Source organism: Streptomyces filamentosus, assembly GCF_014654895.1.
GTDB classification, from domain to species: domain Bacteria; phylum Actinomycetota; class Actinomycetes; order Streptomycetales; family Streptomycetaceae; genus Streptomyces; species Streptomyces filamentosus.
In genome coordinates, this window is the sequence record NZ_BNBE01000005.1 from 1 (window position 1) to 24,887 (window position 24,887).

Below are 24,887 nucleotides of genomic sequence, written 5' to 3' on the forward strand. Positions count from 1 at the left end.
CGCGGAAGGCGTGCTCGATGTACGAGCGGGTGACTCCGAGACGCTCGGCCGCGGTGGTCTTGTCGGCGCCGGTGGTCCGCATCACCCAGCTCGCGTCCTGGGCGACGAGCTCACGGCGGGTGACCCCGTACAGCGGTTCGAAGTCGGGGTCGTCGATGACGTCCATGCGGTCGGCCCAGTAGGCGACGTCCGGCCAGCGGCGGGAAGCTGCGTAGCGGCGAGCGGAGGCCACCGACCTCTTGCTGATGCCCGACTTGGCTGGCCGCTTGCTGCTGAGGTCTTCGTAGGCGAGTGCAACGCGCTGTGCGGTCCTCGCGCAAGCCTCTGCCCCGCCGGGTGCACTGGCCCGCTTGAGGAACTCGTAGATGTACTTCTTGTTGAATCCGAGGGGCTCAGCCAGGTAGATGATCGGCCAGCCCGACGCGACGAGGGCCTGAGTGCGGCGAGCGGTGCCGCACGCGTTGATGAGGGGCGGGGTGACGTCGATCTCGGCCACGGCGAGGATGCGTTCGGCGGTCTCGCGGGTCACCCGGTGGCCGTGTCGGATCCTGCTGGGGTGTCCCGGCGGGAGCAGGCTGCGGATTGCGCAGCTTCCTACTCCAGAGAGGGCCATGATTGCGTGAGGCGTGCCGCCCGCGTCGATCAACTTCTTGACGTGATCTTTGACCGGCTGGGCGTCAACGAGCCTGTCCCATTCGCCCGATGCCTGGCTCTGCAGACGTTCACGTGTCCGCTCGTTGTAGCGCTCCACGCAGGCCGGGCGTCGGCAGCGGTAGTTGACGTAGCAGGTGAGCTTGTCGTGGTTCGGCGGTTCGCGGTCGGTGGTCACTGTCCGGTCTCCTTCCGGGGCTGTCGTGCGGGGAGGTTCCACAGGGCGTGGCAGGTGGCGAGGTCGGTGATGGCCTGCCGGGTGCGGTGGTCGTCGCGCCAGCGGCGGAGGTCGATGAGGATCCAGGAGGCGGCGATCTCGCGCTGGACCCACGGCCGGCGCCTCATGCGGCGGCCTGCGGCTGCTGGCCCCGGGCCCGGCGCTGCTCGGCTATGACGAGGCCCTTGACACTCAGCCGCCAGACTCCGAGCCGATGCCCGTGGGTGGAGGCCAGAGTGGAGGGCACGACGCGGCCGGTGTGCTCGATGACGCCGGCGGTCCGCAGGCTGTTGATCGCGGCGCCGAGGAAGCCGTGGGCGAGCTCGGGCAGGACGTCGCGCAGGTCGTTCGCCGAGAACTCGCTGTGGCGGGTGCCGAAGTGGTAGACGGCCTGCTCGACGAGGAACCGGTCCCACGACGACTGGTCGGCGATGTCTTCGAGCAGCAGGTCCTTCTCGGCGGAGGCGAGACGCTCAGCCGGGGAAAGGCGGCGGGTCATGGCAGAGTCCTTCCGGTCGGGGTGGGGTGGCTACTGCTGCTGGCCAGTGATCTCGGCGGCGGTGATGCGGGGCGGCGGGAACGCTTCGTCGCGGCTCATCTCGCCCTTGGCGACGGACTGGAAGACGACCTGGAGGTTCGCGATGTCGGCCTCGTCCCAGCGAGCCCGCGGGTAGCCGACCTTCGTCTCCAGCTGCTGCACCGTGACGCCGACCCGCTTGTAGCCGTCGATGGCCTGCTGGATCCGCTGCTCCAGGGAGGTCCCGTCGCCCTTTGCGAGGGTCTCCTGGCAGATCGTGATGGCTTCGGCCGTGTACCAGGCCGGCAGCATCGCGAAGATCGCCTCGCGGAGCCGGCGGGCGCCGAGGTTCGCGTTGTTCTCGTACACGTCCCGCAGGTCGGTGAGGTCCTTCTTCCCCTTCCGGGTGTCGCGGACGTGCGGGGCGATGAAGATCTGCGACGAGCGGGAGTTGCGCTGGAGGTCCCAGGCGTAGGCGAGGATCTCGGACTGGCCGAGGACCGTGTCGCGGGACAGCTCCATCGTTCCGTGCTGGACGTTGCCCCAGATCAGGGCGAGCTCGCGGGCCAGGTGAATGGAGGGGCCGCTGACGGTCTCGCCGGCCTTCGGGTAGGAGAAGAACGCCTTCTCGGCGAGCGCGTACTGGCGGCAGGCGAACCGCATCTCGTTCTGCGCGTTCTCGATGTTGCGCGGGTTCTGCTGGGCGATGAAGACCGCGGCCTTCACTTCGGCTTCGGCCCGCGACATCTCGATCGCCGTCGACTGGCCGATGCGGCTGGCGGGGCTGGGGCTGGGGGCGTTCACAGGTAGGTCTCCTTGTCGCGGTTCTCGGTCCAGCCGGGGAGGGACACGTAGTTCGGCTCGTCGCCGTAGCCGGTCCACACCCCGGTCTCCATGCAGTCGGCGAAGGTCTCGATGGCGGCCCGGTTCTTGGCGCGGCCGATCTCGCGGGCGAAGTAGTCGATGCCGATGACGTTCACCAGGTAGGGCGGCTTCTTTTCCTGCACGATGAACAGGAGCTCGGTGTCGTCACCGCCGAGGCCGAGGACCTGCGCGGCCTCCTCGTACCAGGCGGCCTGCATGTTGTAGCCGTACTTCGCGACCGCCCTCTGGAAGGCGTCCTCGCTGGCGTCGTCCGACGTCTTGTAGTCGGGGATGATCAGCCGGCCGGACTGGCCGGTGGGGAGCCAGTCGAAGCGGACGCGGCGGCGGATGCCGGTGGGGCCGTCGAGCCAGAAGCCAGACTGTTCGGGGGCCCCGGAGGCGGGGTCGAGGAGGGCGGCGGCGAGGGGGTTGGAGAGGAGCGCCTCACCCATCGCTTTGATCATGTCGAGTTCGTGGCGCTTGAGCGGGATCCCGCCGGCTTCGCGGATGGCGGCGACTTCGGCCCGGATGGCGTCGGTGTTCCACAGGTCGTGGTCGACGAGGACGAGTTCGGGTCCGTTGCCGAGGACTTCCTTGTGGGCGGCGTTGCCGTAGTCGAAGGTCTTGGTGGCGGGCTGGGGGTGGTCCTGCTCGTGGCGGAACTTGGCGGGGCAGGACGGCGGCAGGAGCTTCCGGGCGCCGGACGAGGACAGGCTGGTCTTGTCGGCGTGGTAGGCCTCGTTGGACAGGTCGGTGTGCAGGCCCAGCTCGGGGGCTCCTGCCGCCGCGGTCACTGCTGGCCGCCTTCGGTGTCGGCGCAGTCCTCGCAGCGCGCGCCCTGGGGAGTGCGGACGAACGGGCCGGCGGTGTCGCCGCAGGGGCAGGTGATCACGCCGCCACCTGCTCGCCGGCCGCGATGGCCTTGAGGTGGGCCACGCCGTTGGGGTCGTACTGGATGGCGACGACGGCGGCGACGTAGCCGGGGAAGCCGTGGGCGAGCTTGTCGCGGTTGTCGACGTCGGCCATGTCGATGGCCTTGATGATCTGCTCGGTGAAGCTGCCGGCCTGGTAGCCGCCGCGGCCGTAGTGGGCCAGGACATGGTTGGCGACTTCCGGAGTGATGGCGTGGTCCATGAAGGGCTCCTTGATGGCTTGGGGCCCAGGCCGCCCCGCGCTGGGGGCTTGGGGCGGCCTGGCTGGCGCGGAGCCGGGGGGAGGGCTCGACGCGCCGGTCTGGGGTGGGTCAGGCGGCCGGCCGGAGGCCGAACTGGCTGACGGCGGCGGCGAGGGGGAAGGTGTCGTCCTCGATGCCCAGCAGGTGGACCAGCGGCTCGCCATCCTGGTCTTCGCCGGAGTACTTCCACGGGTCGCCGTCCCGGTCGACCATGTCCTCGTCGAGGTTGAAGCGGATGTCGCCGACGTCGACGTACCGGGTCAGGCTCTTCCGCCAGCCGTCGAACAGTTCCTCGCGGGACGTCTGGTCGTTGCGGATCGGCATCTGCATGCCGATGAACTCCGACCGGTCGTCCATGAAGACGAACGCGGCCCCCGGCGCCGCCTGCCAGAGGTGGAGCACCTGCGCGGCGTCCTTCCATCGGGCCAGGTACTTCGGGGTCACGCCGGTCAGGGGGACCGGGTTGAGCCCCATGTCGAAGAACTTCCGCACGAGACGCCGCCAGTCGGGCAGGACGGTGGAGGCGGGCAGAGCGGCGATGGTCAGCGAGTTGACCGTGCCGTTCAGGGTGACGGTCGGGATGTCTCCGCCGAGGGCCGTGATGGAGATGTCGGTGTTGGTCTTCAGCCAGGCCAGGATGGTGGGGACGTGGGCACCAGCGATGGCGGTCTTCCACTCGCCGGTGTTGAGGATGGCCTGGCGGGAGACGGCCATGGTGTAGCGGTCGGTGGTGACGGCGTAGAGGTATCCGTCCCGGGACTCCAGGTGGACGGCGGTGAGCGTCGGGATGGTGTCGTCGGTGCTGGCGTGCGGGGCTACCTGCTTCAGCATGCGCTGCAGGTCGTTGGTCAGAATGGTGGTCACGGGGTCCCTTTCTGGGATGCTTGAGGTACGCCCCGTCGAATACGCCTCGACGGGGCGTCCTGCGTGGTGGCTTGGGCGCCGGGCCTGCGGGTCGGGTCACCGCCGGCCCGGCGAGTCAGGCGGCCTGCGGGTTGGTGGTGATGGGGAGGAGCAGGTCGGCCTGGTAGCTGGCCGACACCTCCGGCAGGCCGTGGGCGCGGATGAGGTGGTCGGTCATGGTCTCGGCCGCGGTCTCGCGGTTGGCGCCGGTCGTGTGATGCGTGCAGTGGGGCGCCGGGCAGCGCAGGTAGCCGTTCACGCCGCAGCTCCGCTGATGAGCACCTGCCGCAGCTGGTCCTTCTCCGCGCGCAGGCTGTCGACTTCGGCCTGCAACTGGTCGATCCAGTCGAGGAGCCGGGGGATGTCGGCGCGGGCCCGGGCGATGAAGTGAGCGTTGGCCCACGTCTGGGCGGCGCCGTCGAGGCCGGCCTCGTTGGTCATCGTGCAGATGGCGGTGCCGGCCGCGGGGTTGCCGGTGATGCTGTAGGTGGCGCCGTCGTACTCGATGCACCAGGTGCCGTCGGTCGCGGCGTCGGCACAGTCCTTGATCTCGTTGAGCCAGTCGGTCATCGGGGACTCCGGTTGAGGTGGCGGCCGAGGGCCAGCAGGAAGAGAGATCCGGCGGTGGTGGCGGCGAGCTGCAGCCAGGCCCGGGTCACGAGGCAGCCTCGGCGGCGATCTCGGCCTTGACCTCGTCGTAGCGGGCGATGCCCCACAAGATCGCGCGGAGACACCAGAGGAACTGCGGCGTGGGCTCAGTCAGGTCCCACTCGAAGATGTCGTGGAAGCGGAAGTCTCCGAAGCTGAAGGAGTCCAGGGCTTCGCGGGCGGCTTCTTCGCCGCCGAAGGAGAAGCCCTCCAGCAGTTCCTCGCGGACAGCCGCCATCAGCTTCGAGTCGGCGCCGTAGGTCTTGAGCTCCTCGACGACCTGCCGGCGGAACGCATCGGACGAGAAGCGGGTGACGCCCTCGCCGCCGCGGACCTTCTGCGCCCAGTACGACGGGTTGAGGCCGTTGCCGCGGAAGTACGGCAGCATGTCCTCGGCGAGGCTGAGCATGTACGTGGTCTGCTGGGAGAACGCGTGGTCGCTGACGTCGCCGCGGATGACGAGGCTGCCGGGCCAGGTGACGATCTCGAACCAGTAGAAGCTGTGGTCGGGGGCCTTGAAGCGCAGGTGCCGGTGCACGCCCTGGTCGAGGACGATCTCCAGCTCGTGCTCGGCAACGTCCTCGGCGAATCGGAGGGCGGACTTGGTGTCGCTCACGAGGCCCTCCTGGGCGTCCACGTGGGGTAGGTGTCGGGGGTGGAGCAGCGGTCGCCGTGCTCGCAGGCGAGGCGGGCGAACGCGGCGTCGAACGGGTCCATCTGGTGGGCCTGCTCGGCGAGACAGCCGGCCTGGATCCGGAGAGCCTCGATCAGGTCCGCCAGCTGCACGTCCAGGCGCTCGAGGTCGCGGGCGGTCATGCGGCACGCCCCCAGGGGGAGACCGCGAACCGCGGGTGACAGGCGGCGAGGATCTTGTTGCGGGCGGCGAGACGGCCGAGCTCGGCCTCGAAGTCGATGCGGTCATCAGCGGAGGCCAGCGGGCGGAAGCGGCCGATCTCGCGGAGGGCGTCCTCCGTCTCCATCACGGCCTGGCCGACCGGCTCCGGCATGGCGGCCAGCACCATCTCGGCGACCCGGTGCGGCATCGGGACGGAAGCAAGTCGGAAGGTGATCACGCTGCACCGCCGAGGCTGAGCTGGGTCGGGTACTGGCTCGCGTAGAAGCGGTCCCACGTCTCCTCGAACAGGGGCAGGTGGCGGGCCGTCCAGGCGTAGGTCTCACGGACCGATCCGTTCGGCAGGTCTGCCTGCCGGCGTCCCGGCTTCTCACCGTGCTCGGCCTCGTACAGGGCGGCGGCGCGGCGGCCGAACCAGGACTGCACCGACTCGATCTGCTTCCGCTTCAGGCCCTTGTCCTTCAGGAAGTCGGGCACGTACAGCGGCACGTCGAGGGGGTCGATCTCCGGCTCCTCGCCGAGGGCGCGGGCGGCGACGAGGCGGCCCTTCATCTCCAGCCAGTCGGGGGCGACGATGCCCGACAGGATCGACAGGATCTCGGCCTGCTGCTTCGCGCGGGAGATCAGGGAGTCGAGCTGCTCTTCGGTGGCACGCGGGTTGATCGCGCCGCCCTGCGTCCAGTACGCCTCGATCGCGTCCGCGGTCTCGTTCTGGAACGCGACCAGCGTCGGGCGGGCGGACTCGGCGACCTTGTTCTCGTTCACGGTCGCCAGCAGCATCAAGAACGTGCGGACCGTGACCGTGGTGTGCGTGCGGGTCTGGTCGTCGCCGGGGACCTGCATTGCCCTCTGAGCAACGGAGGCCCAAGAGCGGGTCTGGAGCTTGCGGTACTGGGCGGGGTAGCTGAGCCCGAGCTCTTCGACGGCCGGCTTGAGCACGATGTGCGGGTGGCCGTCGACCATGGTGGTGTGGATGGAGCCGACCGAGAGGTCGAGTTTCACGACCTGCCGCGACTCGGGGGATGATGTAGGCAAGGGTCTGCCCTTCTCTTGTCTGGATGGCGAGGGTGGATCTAGGGCCGGCCGTCGGGCTCTGACCTCCGGCGGCGGCCCGCATACCGCGCTTAGGCGGCGAGGGGGCCGAGCGGCATACGGCCCAGGCCCTGGCGGCCGCGCCGCGGGGTGTTCTTCGCCGGCTGGACCAGGCTGTCGTCGAGCAGCAGCTGGCGGTCAGCCTTGGTCGTCACAACGCGTCGTCCCGGCTTGCGCTTGATGTCCAGGGCGGCGATGCGCCGGCGGGCGGTCTTCACGCTGCACTTGAGGATCCAGGCCGTTTCCTGGACGGTGAGGATGTCGGCGTTCGGGTCCTTCGGCTCCTGCGGCATCTCGTACTTCAGGTACCGCTCGCTCCTGTCGCCAGGCATGTCACTCCTTGTCTGTGTCCCCGTGGGGGTTCGTCTGAGCCCTCTCGGCAGCCGAGAGGGCGTCGAACAGGCGCTTGTACCGAGCGGGTCGCATCTGGGTGCGGGACCCGGTCTCCAGGTGGCTCAGGTACGACCTGCTTATGCCGGCAGCGGTGGCGAGGTCGTCGATTTCGAGACCTGCGGCCATGCGCCGTTTACGCAGCTCGGGCCCGTCCACCGGGAGGGTGGCTGGGGGTTGGTGCATGCCTTGAAGGTAGACCTAGTTGGACCATCATGTCCAGCACTAGTTGGACCCTACTGGGTTCAAGTTGGACACTGAGTGCCACACACTCGACCCTCGGGCGGCGTTCGAGCGGGCTTAAGTGGGCCTTAGGGGAGGGTCAAAATTTGGGCCGTAGTGCACCCTGGTCCTGGCTGGCCCTAGCTGGCCCTGTCACTATGAGGGGCATGGCACCCCGTGACTTGGACGCCCTCGCGAAGGCCGTCAAAGAGCGCCGACTGGCCCTGGGCCTCGGCTATAAGAACGCAGCCCGCACCGCCGGCATCTCCCCCGGCACCTGGAAACGCATCGAAGACGGGCTGCCCGTGCGTGAACTCAGCTACAGCAGAGTCGACCCCGTGCTGCAGTGGGCGCCCGGAAGCTGCGTAGCCGTCCTGGAGGGCCGCAGCCCAGTGCCCGTCGCTCCCGCAGACGGGGCTCCCGGTGTCTCGATCTCACCCATCCCGCCAGAGGCGTTCGACACCGCCAAGGACGTCGTCCAGCTCGCGGCGATCGCTACGACGAGTGGCCTGACAGCCGACGAGATCAGAGCTCTCAGCGAGCGAGTCGTCGCCGACCTCAAGGAGAAAGGGCTTCTCGGCGGTTCAAACTAGTCCCATGGTCGTACAACCTTTTCGGCTGCTCAGATACTGATAAAAACGACCGAACAAGTTCGGCCACAACTAGTACCGGATTCCACTTTCCGTGGCAGAGTCATGGCACACCCTCGAAGGCTCCCAGTACCAACCCAGCAGGGGGAGCCATGCTGCAAGAAGACGCACTCATCGTCGACTACGGGCCCGACTTCCACGGGACGGCTCTCAAGACCGACAGCGGGATCGTCTGTGTCATCCCTCGCCAGCTCAACCCCCACAGCGAGGCCGGAAACGCTCTGCGAGAGCTGGTGCAGGGCCTCGGAGGAACCTGTGGTCAGTGCCACGGCTGCCCCCTCGGCAGCCTGCCCTGAGATCATGGGAACGCGGACGCCCGGCGGTAGGGGTACTGCCGGGCACCGCGTCCTCACAGTGCAGAGGGGGTAGTCGCATGGCCGACTTCGACCAGTTCGTGCATGTCGAATGGCGGGGAAACACCTGCCGTGTGAAGTGGTGGGCCGGCGAGTTCCTGCCCAACGGCCGCAAGCGGTACGAGTCCAAGGGCGGGTTCACCGACGAGGGCGAGGCGTACCGGCACGGCCAGGACAAGCTCTACGAGATCCGGCACGGCACCCACATCAAGAACCGCGACCGGGCCACCCTCATGGACACGTGGCTCGACGACTGGCTGGCCGCGATGGACTACGCATACTCGACCGAGCTGGCCTACCGGTCCCGCGTCGAGACGCACATCCGCCCCTACTTCCGCCATCTGGCCATCGGCGACATCGACCCCCTGACCTACCGGGCCTTCAAGAAGCACATCCAGCAGAAGGTCGGCCCGGCCACGGCCAAGAACGTGCTGTCGACCCTGGGCATGATCCTCGATGACGCCGTTCCCCGGCTCATCAAGACCTCTCCGGTGGAACGCACGAAGAAGCGCGGGAAGTTCGTCAAGAAGCCGAAGGAACGGAAGCGAGACGTGTCCGAGGAGACCGTCGAGGCGCTGGCCCGTAACGCCCGCGTGCTCCTGGGCGAGCCCGGCTACGTGATGATCTGGACGATGGCCATGACCGGGATGCGGCCCGGAGAGCTGTTCGGCCTCACCCGCGAGTACTGCTACCCGGCTTGGCCGGCCTCCGACCTGAGGCTCGATCCCGAAGAGGCAGACCGGTACGACGAGGACCTGGAGCGCTACGGCAAGGGAGCGGATCTGCTGCCGGCCATCCGGGTGGAGCGGCAGGCCCAGCGCACCAAGAGGGTGAAGGGGGCGGAGTTCTTTCCGCCCAAGTACGGGAGCCAGCGCACTCTCGTCATCCCCCCGTTCCTCGCGGACATGCTGGAGGCGATGCTGGCCTCGCACAGCAGCCGCTGGGTGTTCCCCGCCTACCGCGGCGGCTGCCTCGCGGCCGGCGACTTCAACGGCGACTACTGGTACGAGATCAGGGGCGGCGCCGACGAGCGGCCGAAGGGCCCCGGGGTGCGTATCCCCCGGCCCGCGATCCCCGCTGTGCCGGAGTTCCAGGGCAAGCGGATGTACCTGCTGCGGCACAGCCACAAGGCGTGGCTGGACGAGGAGCTGGAGCACAGCCGCTACGCCGTCGAGGCCCGGATGGGGCATGAGATGGATGGCGTGGAGGGTATCTACAGCAGTGTGACGGTACCGATGGAGCGCGCCATCACGAGGACTCTGCAAGGGCGCTGGGATGCCTTCCAGCGGCGGTCTGCAGAGGGTGGTGATTCCTAGATCATCTCCCACTCGTTTCCCACTAGGGGTGGGCGAGTTGGTATCACCCCAGGTCCAGGGCCAGACAGGGTCGCGCTCTGCGAGATCTCCTGGATCTCGCGGTCGTCCTGGCAGTTCGGTACGGAGTCGGAGTCGGTGTTCAGGAGCCGGTCGGCGACTTCCGGGGGATCCACGGCGGCGGCGCTTCCCAGAGGGGGTAGATAGCGACCTTGTCGGGACCACTCCCGCCCTTGTTCACTCGGATTTCGCGGATCAGCTTCGACACGAGTTCGCGCCGGTCGGCCTGGCTCGCGGCCACATAGATCCGGCGGGCGGTGAGCAAGTGTGCCTGGGGCGGGCGGGGCTGTTGTACGGGTGTCTCCTGCAGCTTCGCACGCAGTTCCGACTGCTCTTGAACGAGCACCGTCCTCTGGGTGTCCAGCTCGGCTCGCTTCCGGCGGGCCGAGTCCTTGGACACCAGCTCGGCGAGGACCGCGTCGGTCAGCTTGTCGTCCTTGGTGCGGAGCCCTTCCAGCTGACTTTGGATGCTCTCGATGCGGGTCAGGAGGGCTTGGTCGCCGTCACTCTGGGTCCTGAGCGCATCGATCCTAGCTGCGACCGCGTCGGCTTCTTCCTTGCCCATCTGTGCTTCGCGGTCGAGCCAATGGAGGAGCCATTTCTCCGCGACGGCCAAAGAGACGTATGTGCCGTTCACGGGGCATGACTTCGAGTCGATGTGGTTGGCGCAGCGAAACGTGACGTCGAGCGGGTTGGGGAGGCCGTCGACCAGGGGACGCCGGTACTTCTTCTCGCGCAGGGCGGTCTGCATCCGGCCGCCGCAACCCGAGCAGCGAAGGTGCCGGGAGAGGGAGTAGCGCGGGCGATTCGAGAAGAAGCTCTGGCCGCTCTGAGCCATGCGGCGCTTGGTGTACGCGTCCCAGATGCGCTCGCATTCAACCGGGTCGTCGAGGACTGCGTCGTGAGCGCCGCCGTAGTACAGGAACGCCGTGACATCGCGTTGCCTGTTCGCCCGCTTCTTCTTCGTGGTGCCGTCGTCGTTCGTGACGACCTGGTGGGACAGTTCGGGTATGAGGTAGCGGACGTAGCCGAGGCCGAACCCGCTGTCGAGGACCGCGTGGAGGTCGCCGGACGTGAAGGGCTTGCCCGTGAAGGTCCTGATGCCCTGCCGGTTCAGGTCTACCAGCAGCCTGCGGACCGATACGCCGGCCGCGTAGTCGCGGTAGAGTCGGGCCAGGACCGGGCCGGTCACCGGGTCGACCTTCAGGATTCCGTTCCGGCACTTCGGGCAGGTCTCCAACTTATGGCCGAACTCCCACTTGGGGCATGTCTCACAGCGGTAGTATCCGAACCGGCCGCGGTTGGAGTGAGGGAGCCCCTTGTTCCGCCGGCGCTCGAAGGTGTCGCGCCACGAGTCGGCTTTCTGGTTGGACTCCAGTTCGGCGATGTTGAGCATCTGGGCGATCGCGAAGCGACCGATGGTGGTCTTGCCGTCGAAGTCCTCCTTCGCGGCCCGGACCTCGACGCCGTAGTCCATGAGCGCGTCGAGGTGCTGGAGGGATTCGCGGAGGTTGCGTCCGAAGCGCGACCAGATCCAGAGGATGAGCACGTCGAACTGCTGGTCGCGCGCCATTTGCTTGATCTCTTCGATCCGGCGCTCTTCGAACTCGCGACCCGATTCGCCGAGGTCCATGATGGGCTCGGCGACGACGTCGATGTTCTCTGACCGAGCGAGGGTCAGGGCGTGGCCGACCTGGAGTTCGGGGCTGATCATGTCGGCTCGAGCCTTGGAGACCCGGACGTAGATCAGGCCGCGCTTGCGGCGGCCGGCGGCAGCGGGCTGCTCCTCGACGGGGCGCAGTCGGAGTGGTGCGGTTGTCACGATGGTGCTCACAATCGCGCAGAGTAGGTCGTTTTTCCGGCCGCCCTTTGTCGCGATTGCTGCACTCTGAAGCTATATGGAAACCGCCGAATGGCTAGGCGGCAGTCCCGTAGTGCCTTTGCGTTGCGACGAACATCGCCCCGCCGCCGCTGATCCGGCGCACCACCTGGATGCCGTGCCGCTCGGCGGCCTCGGGGTCCACCTCGTTGCGCAGGGACTGGAAGCTGCCGATGACGACGGCGGGCGCGCCCCACTCCCAGACCCGCAGGGTCGGCGGGCGGCGGCCGGCCGCGACCTCGGCGGTGATCACCTCGTCGAGCGCCATGTGCAGGGCGGGGGACTGCGGCCGCCCGTGGATCAGCTGCCAGTCGTAGTCGGTCCAGTCGGTGGCGTGCGCGAGCGCCCGGCGGACCGCCACCCCGATGCCCTCGCTGGTGAGGCCGTACATCTGGGTGCCGGGCGGCAGCGCCGCGTCGACGCGGGCCGCGAGCCCGGCGGCGTCGGTGTCGGCCGGGGCACCCTCCAGGGCCCGGTCGATGGCGAGGATCGCCTCGTCGGGTTCGAGGAAGAAGTCGCCCGCCACGCGGACCCGGGACAGCACCCCGTCCGCCACGTCGAGGTCGACGACGACCAGCTTCCCGCCGGGGACCTTGTACTCACCGTGCACCGGACCGACCTGCCTCTCGGGAACCCCGGGAATCCCGGGGACCTCGGCAGGGGGACCAGGGAGTCTCGGTAAGGGGTGAAACCGTCCAAAGCGTACTCCCCGGGTGAACGGCGGACGACGGACGCCCCGTACCGGTCGTCAGCGGGGCGTGCTTAGCTGGACGCATGATCGAATCCTTCCTGGAGCACGTCCTCGACGGCGGCACGACCGAGGTGGAGGAAGCGGTCCGCGAGGCGGCCGCGGCGGAGGTCATGCCGCGCTTCCGGCAGCTCGCCGACCACGAGATCAGCCAGAAGACGGGACCCTACGACCTGGTGACGGTCGCCGACCGGGCCGCCGAGGACCACCTCACCGCCGCCCTGACGGCCCTGCTCCCGGGCTCCGTCGTGGTCGGCGAGGAGGCCGTCGACGCCGACCCGGGCCGGTACGACGCGCTGCGCGGCGACGCGCCCGTCTGGATCGTCGACCCGGTCGACGGCACCCGCCAGTTCGTCCACGGCGACCCCGCCTTCTGCACCCTGGTCGCCCTCGCCCGGCACGGCGAACTCCTCGCCTCCTGGACCTACGCCCCGGCCCTCGGCGAGCTGGCCGTCGCCGTCCGCGGCCGCGGCGCGACCCTGAACGGGCGGCCGCTGCGCCCCGGCCCGCCCGCCCCCGGCGCGGCCCTGGAGGTCGCCACCTCCCACCCCGACTACACCACCCCCGACCAGAAGCGGGCCCTGCTCGCCCTGGACACCGAGGGCGTCCGCCCCCGCCCGTGCGGCTCGGCCGGCCTCGAATACCTCGCCGTCGCCCGGGGCGCCCTGGCGGCGACCGCCTTCAGCTGGGAATACGCCTGGGACCACGCGGCCGGGCTGCTCCTGGTCACGGAGGCGGGCGGCGCCCAGACCACGGTGACGGGCGAGCCCTTCCGGATCACCGGGGGCAACGCCCTGCCGTTCACGGCGGCCCGCGACGCCGCCACCGCCGAACGGATCCGCGCCCTCCTCGCCACCGGGACGGCCGGGGACTGACGCGTGGTCACCCACCCGCTCCGGCGGCGGAACCGGCCCCTCCCGAGGGCCCGCGCCACCGCCGCCGGGACCGGGCCTATCCTGGCCCTGCCGAACCGCCGGCCGACGTGAGGAGTCCGAGGTGACGTCGCTGCTCGATGCCGTCGTGGTGGGCGCGGGCCCCAACGGACTGACCGCCGCCGTGGAACTGGCCCGCCGGGGCTTCTCCGTGGCCGTCTTCGAGGCGAAGGACACCGTCGGCGGCGGCGCCCGCACCGAGGAGCTGACCCTTCCCGGCTTCCGCCACGACCCCTGCTCCGCCGTCCACCCGCTCGGCGCCGGGTCGCCCGTCTTCCGCACCATGCCGCTCGACCGGTACGGCCTGGAGTGGCTGCACCCCGAACTGCCCATGGCCCACCCCTGGGACGACGGCACCGCCGCCGTCCTCTCCCGCTCCGTCGCCGAGACCGCCGCCTCCTTCGGCCCCCGCGACGCCGGGACCTACCGCCGGCTCGTCGCCCCCTTCCTCGGCAAGTGGGACTCCCTCGCCCGCGACTTCATGCAGCTGCCGCTCACCGCGCTGCCCGGCGACCCGCTCACCCTCGCCCGCTTCGGCCTCACCGGCCTCCAGCCCTCCACCTGGCTGCTGCGCCGCTTCCGCGACGAGAAGGCCCGCGCCCTCCTCGCCGGCCTGGTCGCGCACGTCATCGCCCCCCTCGACGGCTTCGCCACCTCCGCCGTCGGCCTCGTCTTCGCGCTCGCCGCGCACGCCGGCGGCTGGCCCGTGCCCCGGGGCGGCTCCCAGGCCGTCCCGGACGCCCTCACCGCGTACCTCACCGAACTCGGCGGCACCGTCCACACCGGCTACGAGGTCAAGCGCCTCGACGACCTGCCGCCCGCCCGCGCCTACCTCTTCGACACCTCCCCGACCGCCCTCGCCCGCATCACCGGCTTCGGCGCCCACCACTACGCCCACTACCGGTACGGCGCCTCCGCCTTCAAGCTCGACTACGCCCTCGACGGCCCCGTGCCGTGGACCGCCGAGGCCGCCCGCCGGGCCGGCACCGTCCAGATCGGCCCCACCACCCGCGAGATCGCCACCGCCCTGCGCCAGGCGTCCTCCGGCACCGCCCCCGACACGCCCTTCCTCATCACCGCCCAGCCCAGCCTCGTCGACCCGAGCCGCGCCCCCGAGGGCAAGCACGTCTTCTGGGCCTACGGGCACGTGCCCAACGGCTGGCGCGGCGACCTCACCGACGCCGTCGAGCGGCAGATCGAGCGCTTCGCCCCCGGCTTCCGCGACCGGATCCTGGCCCGCGCCACCGCCGGCCCGCCCGAACTCGCCGCGCGCAACGCCAACTACGTCGGCGGCGACATCGCCTGCGGCGCCGCCAGCGGCCTCCAGCTGGTGCTCCGCCCCACCCTCTCCCCGTGGCCCTACCGCACCCCCCACCCGGCCGTCTTCCTCTGCTCCTCCGCCACCCCGCCCGGACCCGGCGTCCACGGCATGTCCGGTCACAACGCGGCCAAAGCCGTCTGGCGCCACCTCAGGAGCCCCGACGCCCCGGGAACCTAGGCCGTGTCCTTCGGGCCGTGCCGGGCTCGCGGCGTCCGGTGCCCGTTCCGGCCCGACCCGAAGGACACGACCTAGACTCGCCCCATGGCCAAGTACATCGACGTGCACCCCGAGAACCCCCAGCCGCGCATCATCGACGGCGTGGCCGACTCGCTCCGCAAGGGCGCCCTGGTCGCCTACCCCACCGACTCCTGCTACGCGCTGGGCAGCCGGATCGGCAACCACGAGGGGCTCACCCGCATCCGGGAGATCCGCCGCCTCGACGACCGGCACCACTTCACCCTCATGTGCGCGGACTTCGCCCAGCTCGGCCAGCTCGTGCACATCGACAACCGGGTCTTCCGCGCCGTCAAGGCGGCCGTCCCCGGCGCGTACACCTTCATCCTGCCCGGCACCAAGGAGGTGCCCCGCCAGCTCCTCCACCCCAAGAAGAAGACCGTCGGCGTCCGCATCCCCGACCACGTCGTCACCCAGGCGCTGCTCGCCTCGCTCGGCGAGCCCCTGCTCTCCAGCACCCTCCTGCTGCCCGGCGAGGAGGAGCCCCTCACCCAGGGCTGGGAGATCAAGGAGCGCCTGGACCACCAGGTCGACGCCGTCCTCGACTCCGGGGACTGCGGCACCGTCCCCACCACCGTCGTCGACTTCTCCGAGGGCGAGCCCGAGATCCTGCGCGTCGGCGCCGGGGACCCCGCCCGTTTCGAGTGACGTCCGGGCGGACGGCCTTCCCCCGCTCCGCCCCGCACCGTACGGTCGGCCGGTGAACCACCGTCCACCCCGACCCGGAGGAGGCCCGCGCGTGATCGTCATCGCCCACGTCAGCGACATCCACATCGACGGCGGGGAGCGCGCCACCGCGCGCACCCGTGCCGTCCTGCGCCACCTGGAGGAGCTGCCGTACGACCTCGCGGCCGTCCTCGTCTCCGGGGACGTCGCCGACCACGGCGACCCCGCCGAGTACGCGCGGGCCAGGACGCTCCTCGCCGGCCGCCACCCGCTGGTGGTCTGCCCCGGCAACCACGACGACCGCGCGGCCTTCCGGGCCGGACTCGGACCGCTGCTCCACGAGGACGGCGACCCGGCCCCCACCGCCCCCGTCGACCAGGTGCTCCGCGGCGACGGCTTCGTCCTCGCCGTCTGCGACTCCTCGATCCCCGGCAAGCACGACGGGCGCCTGGAGGACGACACCCTGGAGCGGCTGGACCGCGTCCTCACCGACACCCCGCGCGACACGCCCGTCCTCGTCGCCTTCCACCACCCGCCGGTGCCGCTCCACACCCCGTACGTGGACGAGATCCGGCAGTTCGGCGAGGAGCGGCTCGCCGCGCTCGCCGACCGGCACCCGCACCTCACCGCCTTCCTCGCCGGCCACGCCCACACCGGGGCCGCCACCACCTTCGCCGGGCGCCCGCTGCTCGTCGCCCCCGGCACGGTCTCCACGATCCGGCTGCCGTGGGAACCGGCGACCCCCGGCAGCCCGTACGTCCACCGGGACGCCCCGCCCGGGATCGCCTTCCACGTCCTCGGCGGCGACGGACGGCTCACCACCCACTACCGGACGGTCCCCGCCCCCGCCTGAACGTCCCCGCCCGCACGTCCATGTCGTTTTCCTGCCAGCCCATCGGCCGGACGTCTTCGATCCTGGAACCATGCACACCGATACCGAGCGCTGCGTGCGGGCCGTCCAGTCCAAGGACGCCCGCTTCGACGGCGTCTTCTTCACCGCCGTCCGCACCACCCGGATCTACTGCCGCCCCAGCTGCCCGGCCGTCCCGCCCAAGCCGGAGAACATGGACTTCCACCCCAGCGCCGCCTCCTGCCAGCGGGCCGGCTTCCGGGCCTGCAAGCGGTGCCGCCCCGACACCAGCCCCGGCTCCCCGGAGTGGAACGTGCGGGCCGACGCCGTCGCCCGCGCCGTCCGCCTCATCCAGGACGGGGTGGTCGACCGGGAGGGCGTCCCCGGGCTCGCCCGCCGCCTCGGCTGGTCCACCCGGCAGATCGAGCGCCAGCTCCTCGCCGAGCTGGGCGCGGGCCCGCTCGCCCTGGCCCGCGCCCAGCGCGCCCAGACCGCCCGCACCCTCGTCGAGACCACCGGCCTGCCCTTCGGCGACATCGCCTTCGCCGCCGGCTTCTCCTCGATCCGCTCCTTCAACGACACGGTCCGCCAGGTCTTCGCGCTCACCCCCGGCGAACTGCGCGCCCGCGCCGCCGGGCCCGCCGCCCCCCACACCCCCGGCGTGATCTCCCTGCGGCTGCCCTTCCGGGCCCCGCTGGAACCCTCGAACCTCTTCGGCCACCTCGCCGCCACCGCCGTCCCCGGCGTCGAGGAGTGGCGCGACGGCGCCTACCGGCGCACCCTCGCCCTCCCGTACGGGCACGGCATCGTCGCCCTCGCCCCGCGCCCCGACCACATCGCCTGCCGGCTCTCCCTCACCGACCTCCGCGACCTCACCCACGCCATCAGCCGCTGCCGCCGCCTCCTCGACCTCGACGCCGACCCCGTCGCCGTCGACGACCGGCTCCGCACCGACCCGCTGCTCGCGCCGCTCGTCGACAAGGCGCCCGGCCGACGGGTCCCCGGCACCGTCGACCCCGCCGAGTTCGCCGTCCGGGCCGTCCTCGGCCAGCAGGTCTCCACGGCCGCCGCCCGCACCCACGCCGCCCGGCTCGTCACCGCCCACGGCGTCCCCGTCGACGACCCCGAGGGCGGCCTCACCCACCTCTTCCCCACCTCCGAGGCGCTCGCCGGACTCGACCCCGAGACCCTCGCCCTGCCGCGCAGCCGCCGCGCCACCCTCCTCACCCTGGTCCGCGCCCTCGCCGGCGGCGACCTCGCCCTCGGCCCCGACACGGACCGCGCCGAGACCCGCGCCCGGCTGCTCGCCCTGCCCGGCTTCGGCCCCTGGACCACCGAACTCATCGCCATGCGCGCGCTCGGCGACCCCGACGCCTTCCTCCCCGGCGACCTCGGCGTCCGCCGCGCCGCCGAAACGCTCGGCCTGCCCGGCGCCCCCGGCGCGCTCACCCAACGCTCCGCGGTCTGGGCGCCCTGGCGGGCCTACGCCGTCCAGTACCTGTGGGCCACCGACAGCCACCCGATCAACCTCCTCCCCGTGTAACCGCCCCACCGCGCAAGGAAGAGAGCTCCACCATGCCCCGCACCACCACGACCCGCAGGGTCGTGCACACGGTCGTGGACAGCCCCTACGAGCCGCTGACCCTGGTGGCCGTCGACGGCGTCCTCAGCCGCCTCTACATGACCGAGCAGCGCCACCGCCCGCCGGAGGAGACCTTCGGCGAGCGCGACCACCGGCCCTTCGGCGAGGCGATCCGCCAGCTCGACGCCTACTTCGACGGCGAGCTCACCGAGTTCGACCTGCCGCTCCACCTGGAGGGCACCCCGTTCCAGCTGCGCGTCTGGGAACAGCTCCGGCGCATCCCGTACGGGGAGACCCGCACCTACGGCGAACTCGCCGAGGCCCTCGGCAGCCCCGGCGCCTCCCGCGCGGTCGGCCTCGCCAACGGCAAGAACCCGGTCGGCGTCATCGTCCCCTGCCACCGCGTCATCGGCTCCGGCGGCAGCCTCACCGGCTACGGCGGCGGCCTGGACCGCAAGCGCCGCCTGCTCGCCTTCGAGGCGGGCACCGGCGCCGACGACGCCCTGTTCTAGCTAGCGCAACCGCTCCAGGAGGGCCGGCAGCGCGGTGCCGATCGGTTCGCGCAGGACCTCGTCGGCCAGCGGGTCGTAGGGGGTGGGCTCGGCGTTCACGACGATCAGCCGGGCCCCGTGCTCGGCCGCGATCCCGGCCAGCGAGGCCGCCGGCTGGACCTGGAGGCTCGTCCCCACGGCCACGAACACCTCGGCGGCCTTGGCGATCGACATCGCGTTCCCCAGCACCACCGGGTCGAGCCGCTGCCCGAACATCACGGTCGCCGGCTTCAGGATCCCGCCGCAGGCCCGGCACGCCGGATCGGGGTCGCCGGCCTCCAGGCGCTCCAGCGCCTCCGCCATCGGCGAGCGGGCGTGACAGGCGGTGCACACCACCGACCGGGCGGAGCCGTGGAGTTCGAGCACCTTCCGCCCGGGGAGCCCGGCGGCCTGGTGGAGGCCGTCCACGTTCTGCGTGATCACCCGCAGCGCGTGTCCGCTCCGGTCGAAGGCGGCGATCGCCCGGTGCGCCGCGTTCGGCTCGGCCGTGAGGACCGGGGCGTCCCGCCGCATCAGCCAGGAGCGGCGGCGGACCTCCGGGTCGGCCATGTACGGCCCGTAGGTGACGAGCCGTTCGGCCTCCGGGTCCTGTCGCCAGAGGCCCTGGGGGCCCCGGTAGTCGGGGATGCCCGAGTCGGTGGAGACGCCGGCACCGGTGAGGATCGCGACCATGGTCATGACGGGGAGGGTAGGGACTCCGCATCCCCTCCCGCGAGCGGGTTTCCCGGTGTTAGGTTCCCCCCATGGCCAAGGTGAACATCGCGCTCGACGCCGAACTCGTCGTGGAAGTCATGGTCCTGGCGGGCGTCGGGAGCCCGCAGGACGCCGTGGAGGCCGTCGTCCGCGACTACATCGCGCGCGGCCACCGCACGGAGGCCCGGACCGCCGACCGCGACGAGGCCCACCGCACCGGCACGCTGCTGCCGCCGGAACCCCCGCAGGGCTGAGGCCCCGTGGAAGGGGAACCGGACGAGCGCGTCCGGAACCTGATCGGCTGCTGCTTCGGCGCAGTCGTCGTGGGCCTGCTGCTGACCGTCGCCGCGATGCTCCTGGTGTCCGCGGCGGTCACGGGCTTCTACCACCGGGACGGCGGAGGCGACACCAAACCCCTTCCCACCGAAAGCCGGTGACGCTACGTCAGGTCTCGGCGCGGCGGGTGGGGGCGGTGGCGCCGCCCCCACCCACCGGAAAGCGGCGCGCTCTCAGGCCCCGCCGCCGCGGGGCGGCTCGTCGCCCTCCGCGTCCGCGCGGGAGCGGGCCGCGCGGTGCAGCCGGTGGTGCCGGGAGCCGCCGCCCTGCTCGGTCATCGCCTCGCCGACCAGGGTCCGCACCGCGTCCCGCAGCCCGTGCAGGGCGTGCTGCCGGGTCGGGCCCGCGCCCGGGTCCTCCCGCAGCTCCTTCAGCAGCGCCCAGCACAGCACCAGCATGACCACCACGAACGGCAGCGCCACCAGGATCGTCGCCGTCTGGAGCGAGTCCAGGCCGCCCGCCACCAGCAGCACCGCCGCGACCGCCGCCATCAGCACGCCCCAGGTGACCACCAGCCACGTCGGCGGGTGCAGCGAGCCCCGGCTGGTCAGCGAGCCCATGACCAGGGAGGCCGAGTCGGCGCTGGTCACGAAGTACGTCATCACGAGCAGCATCGCCAGGACCGAGGTGACCGTGCCCAGCGGCAGCGCCTCCAGCATCGCGAAGAGCGACGCCTCCGCCCCGTCCTCCACCGCCGTCGCCAGATCGGCCTCGCCCGTGGACTCCAGGCGGATCGCCGTGCCGCCCATCACGCAGAACCACACCACCGTGGCCCCCGACGGCACGAGCAGCACGCCCATCAGGAACTCCCGGATCGTCCGGCCCCGCGAGATCCGGGCGATGAAGGTGCCCACGAACGGCGCCCAGGACAGCCACCACGCCCAGTAGAAGATCGTCCAGGCGCCCAGCCAGTCGCGGTCGGTGAACGCGCCGGTGCGGCTCGCCATCGGCAGCAGCTGGTGCAGGTAGCCGCCGACCGAGGCCGGGATCGTGTCCAGGACGTAGACGGTCGGGCCGAGCAGGAAGACGAAGAGCGCCAGCCCCGCGGCGAGCACGATGTTCAGCGTCGACAGCCACTTCACGCCCTTGTGCAGGCCGGAGAAGGCCGACAGGACGAAGGCCGCCGACAGCGCGGCGATGATGATCAGCTCGGTGGCGGTGGAGGTCTCCACGTCCAGCGTGAGGTTCAGCCCCTCCGCCACCTGGAGCGCGCCCAGGCCCAGGCTGGTCGCCGTGCCGAAGACGGTCGCGAAGACCGCGAGCAGGTCGATCGCCCTGCCCTGCCAGGACGCGGCCCTGCGCTCCCCGAGGAGCGGCACGAAGGCGCTGCTCAGCCGGTTGCCGCGGCCCTTGCGGAAGCCCGCGTACGCGAGCGCGAGACCGGCGATGCCGTAGATCGCCCACGGGGTCAGCGTCCAGTGGAAGAAGGAGTACTCCATCGCCGTCCGGGCCGCCGCGCCCGTCCCCGCAGGACCGCCGCCCGGCGGCGGGTCGAGGAAGTGCTGGAGCGGTTCCCCGACCCCGTAGAACATCAGGCCGATGCCCATGCCGGCGCTGAACATCATCGCGATCCACGCCAGGTTCGTGAACTCCGGCTCGGAGTCGTCCGCGCCCAGCCGGATCCGGCCGAAGCGGCTCAGCGCGATCACCACGCACAGCACCAGGAAGGCGTCCGCGGCGACCACGAACAGCCACGCGAAGTTGTTCAGGACCCAGGAGAGGGCCGAGGAGGAGGCGCTGTCGAAGGAGTCCTTGCCGAGCGCCGCCCAGCCGACGACCGCGACGACCGCCGCCACGCCGATCCCGATGACCGCGGTGTCGGGCGCGGGGCGTTCCGGTACGTGACCCGGGGACGGTCGTTCGTTCATATCCGTGCTCATGTGAGCCCACTATGGTCTGACATTTCCCTTTATCAGGGGGTGGCACGCCGTCCGGCCGTACGGATAGGGTCGGCCCTGGCGCGACTGCCTGTTCGAAAGCAAGGGATGCAAGGTGACGGACGGAGCAGCAACTCGGGTCGCTCACGTGCTCGTGGCGGCCGACAAGTTCAAGGGCTCGCTCACGGCCGTACAGGTCGCGGAGCGGGTGACGGCGGGACTCCGCAAGGTCGTCCCCGGCCTCTCGGTCGAGGCCCTGCCCGTCGCCGACGGCGGCGACGGCACGGTCGCGGCGGCCGTCGCGGCCGGATTCGAACGGCGCGAGGTACGGGTCACGGGGCCGGTCGGCGAGACGGTCACCGCCGCGTTCGCGCTGCGCGGCACCACCGCCGTCGTCGAGATGGCGGAGGCGTCCGGCCTCCAGCTCCTCCCGGCCGGCACGTTCGCGCCGCTGACCGCCACCACGTACGGCTCCGGCGAACTGCTGCGCGCCGCGCTCGACGCGGGCGCCACCACGCTCGTCTTCGGCGTCGGCGGCAGCGCCACCACCGACGGCGGCGCCGGCATGCTCGCCGCGCTCGGCGCCCGCTTCCTCGACGCCGCCGGCGAGCCCGTCGGACCCGGCGGCGCGGCCCTCGCGGCCCTGCACACCGCCGACCTCTCCGGCCTCGACCCGCGCTTCGCCGAGGTCGAGTTCATCCTCGCCAGTGACGTCGACAACCCGCTGACCGGCCCCAAGGGCGCGCCCGCCGTCTACGGCCCGCAGAAGGGCGCCACCCCCGAGGACGTCGAGACCCTCGACGCGGCCCTCGCCCACTACGCGCAGGTCCTGGAGAAGGCCATCGGCCCGAAGGCGGCCGAGCTCGCCGCCTCCCCGGGCGCCGGCGGCGCCGGCGGCATCGGCTACGGCGCCCTCCTCCTCGGCGCGGGCTTCCGCCCCGGCATCGAGCTGATGCTCGACGTCCTCGGCTTCGCCCCCGCCCTGGAGCGCGCCACCCTCGTCATCACCGGCGAGGGCTCCCTCGACGAGCAGACCCTCCACGGCAAGGCCCCGGCGGGCGTCGCCGCCGCGGCCCGCGCGGCCGGCAAGGACGTCGTCGCGGTCTGCGGCCGCCTCGCCCTCCCCCCGGAGACCCTCGGCGCGGCCGGCATCCGCCGCGCCTACCCCCTCTCCGCCCTGGAGCCCGACCCGGCCAGGTCCATCCCGAACGCGGGCCCCCTCCTGGAGGAAGTGGCCTCGCACATCGCGCGGGACTTCCTGGCGTAGTCCCCCCACGGCCGGGCGTCCCGCGACGCCCGGCCCCGGCGGCCGTCAGCCCCCGTCGACCGTCCGGTCCGGAGCGCCGGTCGACGGGTCCAGCGTGATCCGCGTCGTACCGTCGCTGCCGGTGACCAGGAGCGCGTCCGGCCCGTCCCAGGCGACCGCGACGAAGCCCGAGCGCTCCCCGTACGCGGCCACCTCATGGCTGCGCGCGGTGAGACCCGACCCGGAGACCACCCTCACCCGCCACAGCGGGTCGATGAGCGCGGCACCCGTGTCCACCGTCACGTACCGCTCCACGCCTCCGGGCGCGGCCCAGCGCTCCGACTCCTCCCAGCCGGGGGAGAGGAAGTCCCCGAGGACCACGCGCAGGAACACCAGCAGCACGGCCGCCGCCGCGCACACGACGACCAGCCCCTCGCGCACCCATCCCCGCCCGCCCGCCAGCCGGACGCCCACCGCGCACAGCACCGCCAGGGCGAGCCAGTACGGCCAAGGGGCCCCGAACACGGCCAGCAGGACCACCAGCCGCGTCGACTCCGCCACCAGGGACCCCAGTGCCTGGACCACCGGAGCCAGCAGCCCCACGCCGATCAGCACCCTCCCGAGGGTCGTCCGCCGTGGTGTCGTACGCGCGTTCGTCATGGTCACGGGGGAATCCTGCCAGGTCACCCGGGTGCGCGTACGTACTCGGCCGAGGAGGAGTCTCCGTCGACGTGACCACCACCCGGGCGGGCACGGGCGTCCTTCCCGGACCGGGCGGCTCCGGCGGGGCCGTGGACGGAGAAGGCCCGGACGCCACGCCTCACCCCGACGAGGTCAGCCGGAACGCGTCCAGTGCCAAGGTCATCTCCGTGAGGTCCCGCGGCCGGGACAGCGACCGGGACGTCAACTGCTCAAGCCGCCGCAGCCGGTTGAAGACCGTGTTGCGGTGGCAGTACAGACGTCCCGCCGCCCGGCCCGCCGAACCCTCGCACTCCAGCCACGCGTCCAGCGTCTCCAGGAGCACCGCCCGGTCCGCCGGATCCAGTTCGAGGAGGCCGCCGAGGACGTCCGTGACGAGGAGCTCCGCCAGGTCCGGCTGGCCCACGATCAGCGCGCCCGTCATGCGCCGGTCCAGGCGGACGACCTGGCGGGAGCCGGACGGGCAGGTGCGCAGGGCCAGTTCGGCGAGGCGCCGGGCGCGGCCCAGCTCGGTGAGGCCCGTGACGACCGGGCTGATGCCGCCGGGGCCCGGGGCCCGCCCGTCGAGGAGGTCCGCCAGCGCGTCGAGGCCCGTCCCGTCGTCCAGCGCCACCACCCCGATCTCGCAGTCGGCCCGCATCCGCCACAGGAACCGCAGCCCCTCCGCCCGCACCTGGCGGTGGAAGGGCTCCCGCTCCTCCCGGCGGTCCGGGCGCAGGACCACCACCGCGTACCGGCCCTGCTCCGGCAGGTCCAGGCCTGCCGCCGCCCGCGCCACCATCTCCGGTGCCCGCTGCCCCTGCAACAGCGCGTCCAGGAGCGCCTGCAACTGCTCGTCCGTCCGGCGCCGCAGCTCCGCCTCGGTCGCCCGGTACGCCTCCGAGGCGCGGTCCGCCTGCGCGTCCACCGCCGACCAGACCGTCGTCGCCGACTGCATCAGCGCCGCCAGCTGGGCCGCGTCCGGGCCCGCGCCCTCGATCAGCGCGTCCCACACCAGGTGCCCGGCGTGCCGGTACGCGTGCACCACCAGCTCCAGCGGCATGCCCTGCTCGGCCCGCCGCCGGCCCAGCAGCTCCGCGTGCTCCAGGTCCCGCCGGGGCGAGTGCCGGGGCGCCGAGATCATCTCGATCCCGATCCGCATCGCCTCCTGAGCCTCCTGCCAGTGCTGGTCGTAGGGCACGATCCGCCCGTAGGCGGGCTCGTACGCGTGCAGCTCCGTCAGATGCTCGTCCACCAGCTCCGGCACCCGCTCCAGAAGCGCCGTGCACGCCCGCGCGAGCACCTTCCAGTCGTCACCGGTCCGCCGTCTGCGCCGTCCCATGCCGGGAGCATCCACCGCCCCGGGCCCCACGGCAACGCCCTGACG

General features: G+C 71.7%; 32 protein-coding genes and 1 pseudogene. 12 read left to right on the top strand and 21 right to left on the bottom strand.

The features are described 5' to 3' along the window. From IE326_RS39470 to IE326_RS39535, 15 genes are all read right to left on the bottom strand, one after another. The coding region (locus IE326_RS39470) for a hypothetical protein (protein ID WP_229915920.1) at positions 1-829 on the bottom strand (829 nt) is incomplete at its 3' end. After that, a complete protein-coding gene (locus tag IE326_RS39475) occupies positions 826-996 on the bottom strand; it encodes a hypothetical protein (RefSeq protein ID WP_190045070.1) in 171 nt (56 codons plus the stop codon). The genes IE326_RS39470 and IE326_RS39475, both read right to left, overlap by 4 nt. Beyond that, the gene (locus IE326_RS39480; RefSeq protein ID WP_190043610.1) at positions 993-1,367 is read right to left on the bottom strand and encodes a hypothetical protein; all 375 of its coding nucleotides are present in this window, start codon (positions 1,365-1,367) and stop codon (positions 993-995) included. Before IE326_RS39480 ends, IE326_RS39475 begins: the two co-directional genes overlap by 4 nt. A 30-nt stretch (positions 1,368-1,397) precedes the next feature. Beyond that, complete coding sequence (locus tag IE326_RS39485) at positions 1,398-2,189, bottom strand: hypothetical protein (RefSeq protein WP_190045071.1); 792 nt, start codon at positions 2,187-2,189, stop codon at positions 1,398-1,400. Further along, positions 2,186-3,043, bottom strand: coding sequence for a PD-(D/E)XK nuclease-like domain-containing protein (locus IE326_RS41330; RefSeq protein WP_268983044.1), 858 nt, complete (start codon positions 3,041-3,043; stop codon positions 2,186-2,188). Before IE326_RS41330 ends, IE326_RS39485 begins: the two co-directional genes overlap by 4 nt. Before the next feature lie 94 nt (positions 3,044-3,137). Continuing rightward, positions 3,138-3,383: a hypothetical protein gene (locus IE326_RS41335; protein WP_229915714.1), complete on the bottom strand. Its 246-nt coding sequence runs from the start codon at positions 3,381-3,383 to the stop codon at positions 3,138-3,140. Between the two features lie 109 nt (positions 3,384-3,492). Continuing rightward, the gene (locus IE326_RS39495) at positions 3,493-4,287 is read right to left on the bottom strand and encodes a phiSA1p31-related protein (RefSeq protein ID WP_190045072.1); all 795 of its coding nucleotides are present in this window, start codon (positions 4,285-4,287) and stop codon (positions 3,493-3,495) included. A 115-nt stretch (positions 4,288-4,402) separates the two neighbouring features. Further along, positions 4,403-4,585, bottom strand: a complete 183-nt coding sequence (locus IE326_RS39500; RefSeq protein WP_190045073.1) for a hypothetical protein — start codon at positions 4,583-4,585, stop codon at positions 4,403-4,405. After that, positions 4,582-4,896, bottom strand: a complete 315-nt coding sequence (locus IE326_RS39505) for a hypothetical protein (protein WP_190045074.1) — start codon at positions 4,894-4,896, stop codon at positions 4,582-4,584. The genes IE326_RS39500 and IE326_RS39505 overlap by 4 nt, the downstream gene beginning before the upstream one ends. Before the next feature lie 85 nt (positions 4,897-4,981). Then, entirely contained in the window at positions 4,982-5,590 is a 609-nt protein-coding gene (locus tag IE326_RS39510) for a hypothetical protein (RefSeq protein WP_190043615.1), read from the bottom strand. Then, the gene (locus IE326_RS39515) at positions 5,587-5,790 is read right to left on the bottom strand and encodes a hypothetical protein (protein ID WP_190045075.1); all 204 of its coding nucleotides are present in this window, start codon (positions 5,788-5,790) and stop codon (positions 5,587-5,589) included. Before IE326_RS39515 ends, IE326_RS39510 begins: the two co-directional genes overlap by 4 nt. Continuing rightward, complete coding sequence (locus tag IE326_RS39520) at positions 5,787-6,047, bottom strand: hypothetical protein (RefSeq protein ID WP_190045076.1); 261 nt, start codon at positions 6,045-6,047, stop codon at positions 5,787-5,789. The genes IE326_RS39515 and IE326_RS39520 overlap by 4 nt, the downstream gene beginning before the upstream one ends. Next, entirely contained in the window at positions 6,044-6,862 is an 819-nt protein-coding gene (locus IE326_RS39525; RefSeq protein ID WP_190043619.1) for a phage antirepressor N-terminal domain-containing protein, read from the bottom strand. Before IE326_RS39525 ends, IE326_RS39520 begins: the two co-directional genes overlap by 4 nt. 89 nt (positions 6,863-6,951) lie before the next feature. Next, positions 6,952-7,251: a hypothetical protein gene (locus IE326_RS39530; protein ID WP_190045077.1), complete on the bottom strand. Its 300-nt coding sequence runs from the start codon at positions 7,249-7,251 to the stop codon at positions 6,952-6,954. 1 nt (position 7,252) lies between these two features. Then, positions 7,253-7,495 (bottom strand): helix-turn-helix domain-containing protein, encoded by a 243-nt coding sequence (locus IE326_RS39535; RefSeq protein WP_190045078.1) that lies wholly within the window; start codon positions 7,493-7,495, stop codon positions 7,253-7,255. A 203-nt stretch (positions 7,496-7,698) separates the two neighbouring features. Between IE326_RS39535 and IE326_RS39540 the strand changes: the two genes are divergently transcribed. The 3 genes from IE326_RS39540 (at position 7,699) to IE326_RS39550 (ending at position 9,850) form a co-directional block, all read left to right on the top strand. Next, positions 7,699-8,124: a helix-turn-helix transcriptional regulator gene (locus IE326_RS39540; protein ID WP_190045079.1), complete on the top strand. Its 426-nt coding sequence runs from the start codon at positions 7,699-7,701 to the stop codon at positions 8,122-8,124. Between the two features lie 149 nt (positions 8,125-8,273). Then, a complete protein-coding gene (locus IE326_RS39545; protein ID WP_190045080.1) occupies positions 8,274-8,477 on the top strand; it encodes a hypothetical protein in 204 nt (67 codons plus the stop codon). Between the two features lie 77 nt (positions 8,478-8,554). Then, entirely contained in the window at positions 8,555-9,850 is a 1,296-nt protein-coding gene (locus tag IE326_RS39550; protein WP_190045081.1) for a tyrosine-type recombinase/integrase, read from the top strand. A 139-nt stretch (positions 9,851-9,989) separates the two neighbouring features. Here IE326_RS39550 and IE326_RS39555 read toward each other — a convergent pair whose 3' ends face one another. Both IE326_RS39555 and lplB read right to left on the bottom strand, forming a co-directional pair. Continuing rightward, positions 9,990-11,741 carry a recombinase family protein gene (locus IE326_RS39555; RefSeq protein ID WP_190045082.1) on the bottom strand — a complete coding sequence of 584 codons (1,752 nt, stop codon included), beginning with the start codon at positions 11,739-11,741 and terminating at the stop codon, positions 9,990-9,992. Between the two features lie 115 nt (positions 11,742-11,856). Beyond that, a pseudogene (gene lplB, locus IE326_RS39560) lies at positions 11,857-12,396 on the bottom strand (lipoate-protein ligase small subunit); the annotation flags it as partial. A gap of 164 nt (positions 12,397-12,560) precedes the next feature. Between lplB and IE326_RS39565 the strand changes: the two are divergent. From IE326_RS39565 to IE326_RS39590, 6 genes are all read left to right on the top strand, one after another. Further along, positions 12,561-13,409: an inositol monophosphatase family protein gene (locus tag IE326_RS39565; protein ID WP_150235201.1), complete on the top strand. Its 849-nt coding sequence runs from the start codon at positions 12,561-12,563 to the stop codon at positions 13,407-13,409. Between the two features lie 121 nt (positions 13,410-13,530). Continuing rightward, positions 13,531-14,964 (top strand): phytoene desaturase family protein, encoded by a 1,434-nt coding sequence (locus tag IE326_RS39570; protein ID WP_190045083.1) that lies wholly within the window; start codon positions 13,531-13,533, stop codon positions 14,962-14,964. Positions 14,965-15,048: 84 nt separating this feature from the next. Beyond that, a complete protein-coding gene (locus IE326_RS39575) occupies positions 15,049-15,669 on the top strand; it encodes an L-threonylcarbamoyladenylate synthase (RefSeq protein ID WP_150235197.1) in 621 nt (206 codons plus the stop codon). A 91-nt stretch (positions 15,670-15,760) separates the two neighbouring features. Next, positions 15,761-16,540, top strand: a complete 780-nt coding sequence (locus tag IE326_RS39580) for a metallophosphoesterase (protein WP_190045084.1) — start codon at positions 15,761-15,763, stop codon at positions 16,538-16,540. 70 nt (positions 16,541-16,610) lie between these two features. Continuing rightward, a complete protein-coding gene (locus IE326_RS39585) occupies positions 16,611-18,080 on the top strand; it encodes an AlkA N-terminal domain-containing protein (RefSeq protein ID WP_150235192.1) in 1,470 nt (489 codons plus the stop codon). A 32-nt stretch (positions 18,081-18,112) separates the two neighbouring features. Further along, positions 18,113-18,631 carry a methylated-DNA--[protein]-cysteine S-methyltransferase gene (locus tag IE326_RS39590; protein ID WP_190045085.1) on the top strand — a complete coding sequence of 173 codons (519 nt, stop codon included), beginning with the start codon at positions 18,113-18,115 and terminating at the stop codon, positions 18,629-18,631. On the opposite strand, the gene IE326_RS39595 is transcribed toward IE326_RS39590, so the two are convergent. Further along, complete coding sequence (locus IE326_RS39595; protein WP_190045086.1) at positions 18,632-19,348, bottom strand: SIR2 family NAD-dependent protein deacylase; 717 nt, start codon at positions 19,346-19,348, stop codon at positions 18,632-18,634. Positions 19,349-19,413: 65 nt separating this feature from the next. Here IE326_RS39595 and IE326_RS39600 point away from each other — a divergent pair, with 65 nt between their 5' ends. After that, positions 19,414-19,617: a type II toxin-antitoxin system VapB family antitoxin gene (locus IE326_RS39600; protein WP_150235186.1), complete on the top strand. Its 204-nt coding sequence runs from the start codon at positions 19,414-19,416 to the stop codon at positions 19,615-19,617. A gap of 6 nt (positions 19,618-19,623) precedes the next feature. Next, positions 19,624-19,800: a hypothetical protein gene (locus IE326_RS39605; protein WP_190045087.1), complete on the top strand. Its 177-nt coding sequence runs from the start codon at positions 19,624-19,626 to the stop codon at positions 19,798-19,800. A 72-nt stretch (positions 19,801-19,872) separates the two neighbouring features. On the opposite strand, the gene IE326_RS39610 is transcribed toward IE326_RS39605, so the two are convergent. After that, the gene (locus IE326_RS39610) at positions 19,873-21,579 is read right to left on the bottom strand and encodes a BCCT family transporter (protein WP_190045088.1); all 1,707 of its coding nucleotides are present in this window, start codon (positions 21,577-21,579) and stop codon (positions 19,873-19,875) included. A gap of 112 nt (positions 21,580-21,691) precedes the next feature. Here IE326_RS39610 and IE326_RS39615 point away from each other — a divergent pair, with 112 nt between their 5' ends. Next, on the top strand, positions 21,692-22,843 hold the full coding sequence (locus tag IE326_RS39615) for a glycerate kinase (RefSeq protein WP_190045089.1): 1,152 nt from the start codon (positions 21,692-21,694) through the stop codon (positions 22,841-22,843). A gap of 45 nt (positions 22,844-22,888) precedes the next feature. On the opposite strand, the gene IE326_RS39620 is transcribed toward IE326_RS39615, so the two are convergent. Together IE326_RS39620 and IE326_RS39625 are read right to left on the bottom strand one after the other, a co-directional pair. Further along, a complete protein-coding gene (locus IE326_RS39620) occupies positions 22,889-23,488 on the bottom strand; it encodes a hypothetical protein (protein ID WP_190045090.1) in 600 nt (199 codons plus the stop codon). Between the two features lie 154 nt (positions 23,489-23,642). Then, on the bottom strand, positions 23,643-24,842 hold the full coding sequence (locus tag IE326_RS39625) for a PucR family transcriptional regulator (RefSeq protein ID WP_150235178.1): 1,200 nt from the start codon (positions 24,840-24,842) through the stop codon (positions 23,643-23,645). Positions 24,843-24,887: the final 45 nt, after the last annotated feature.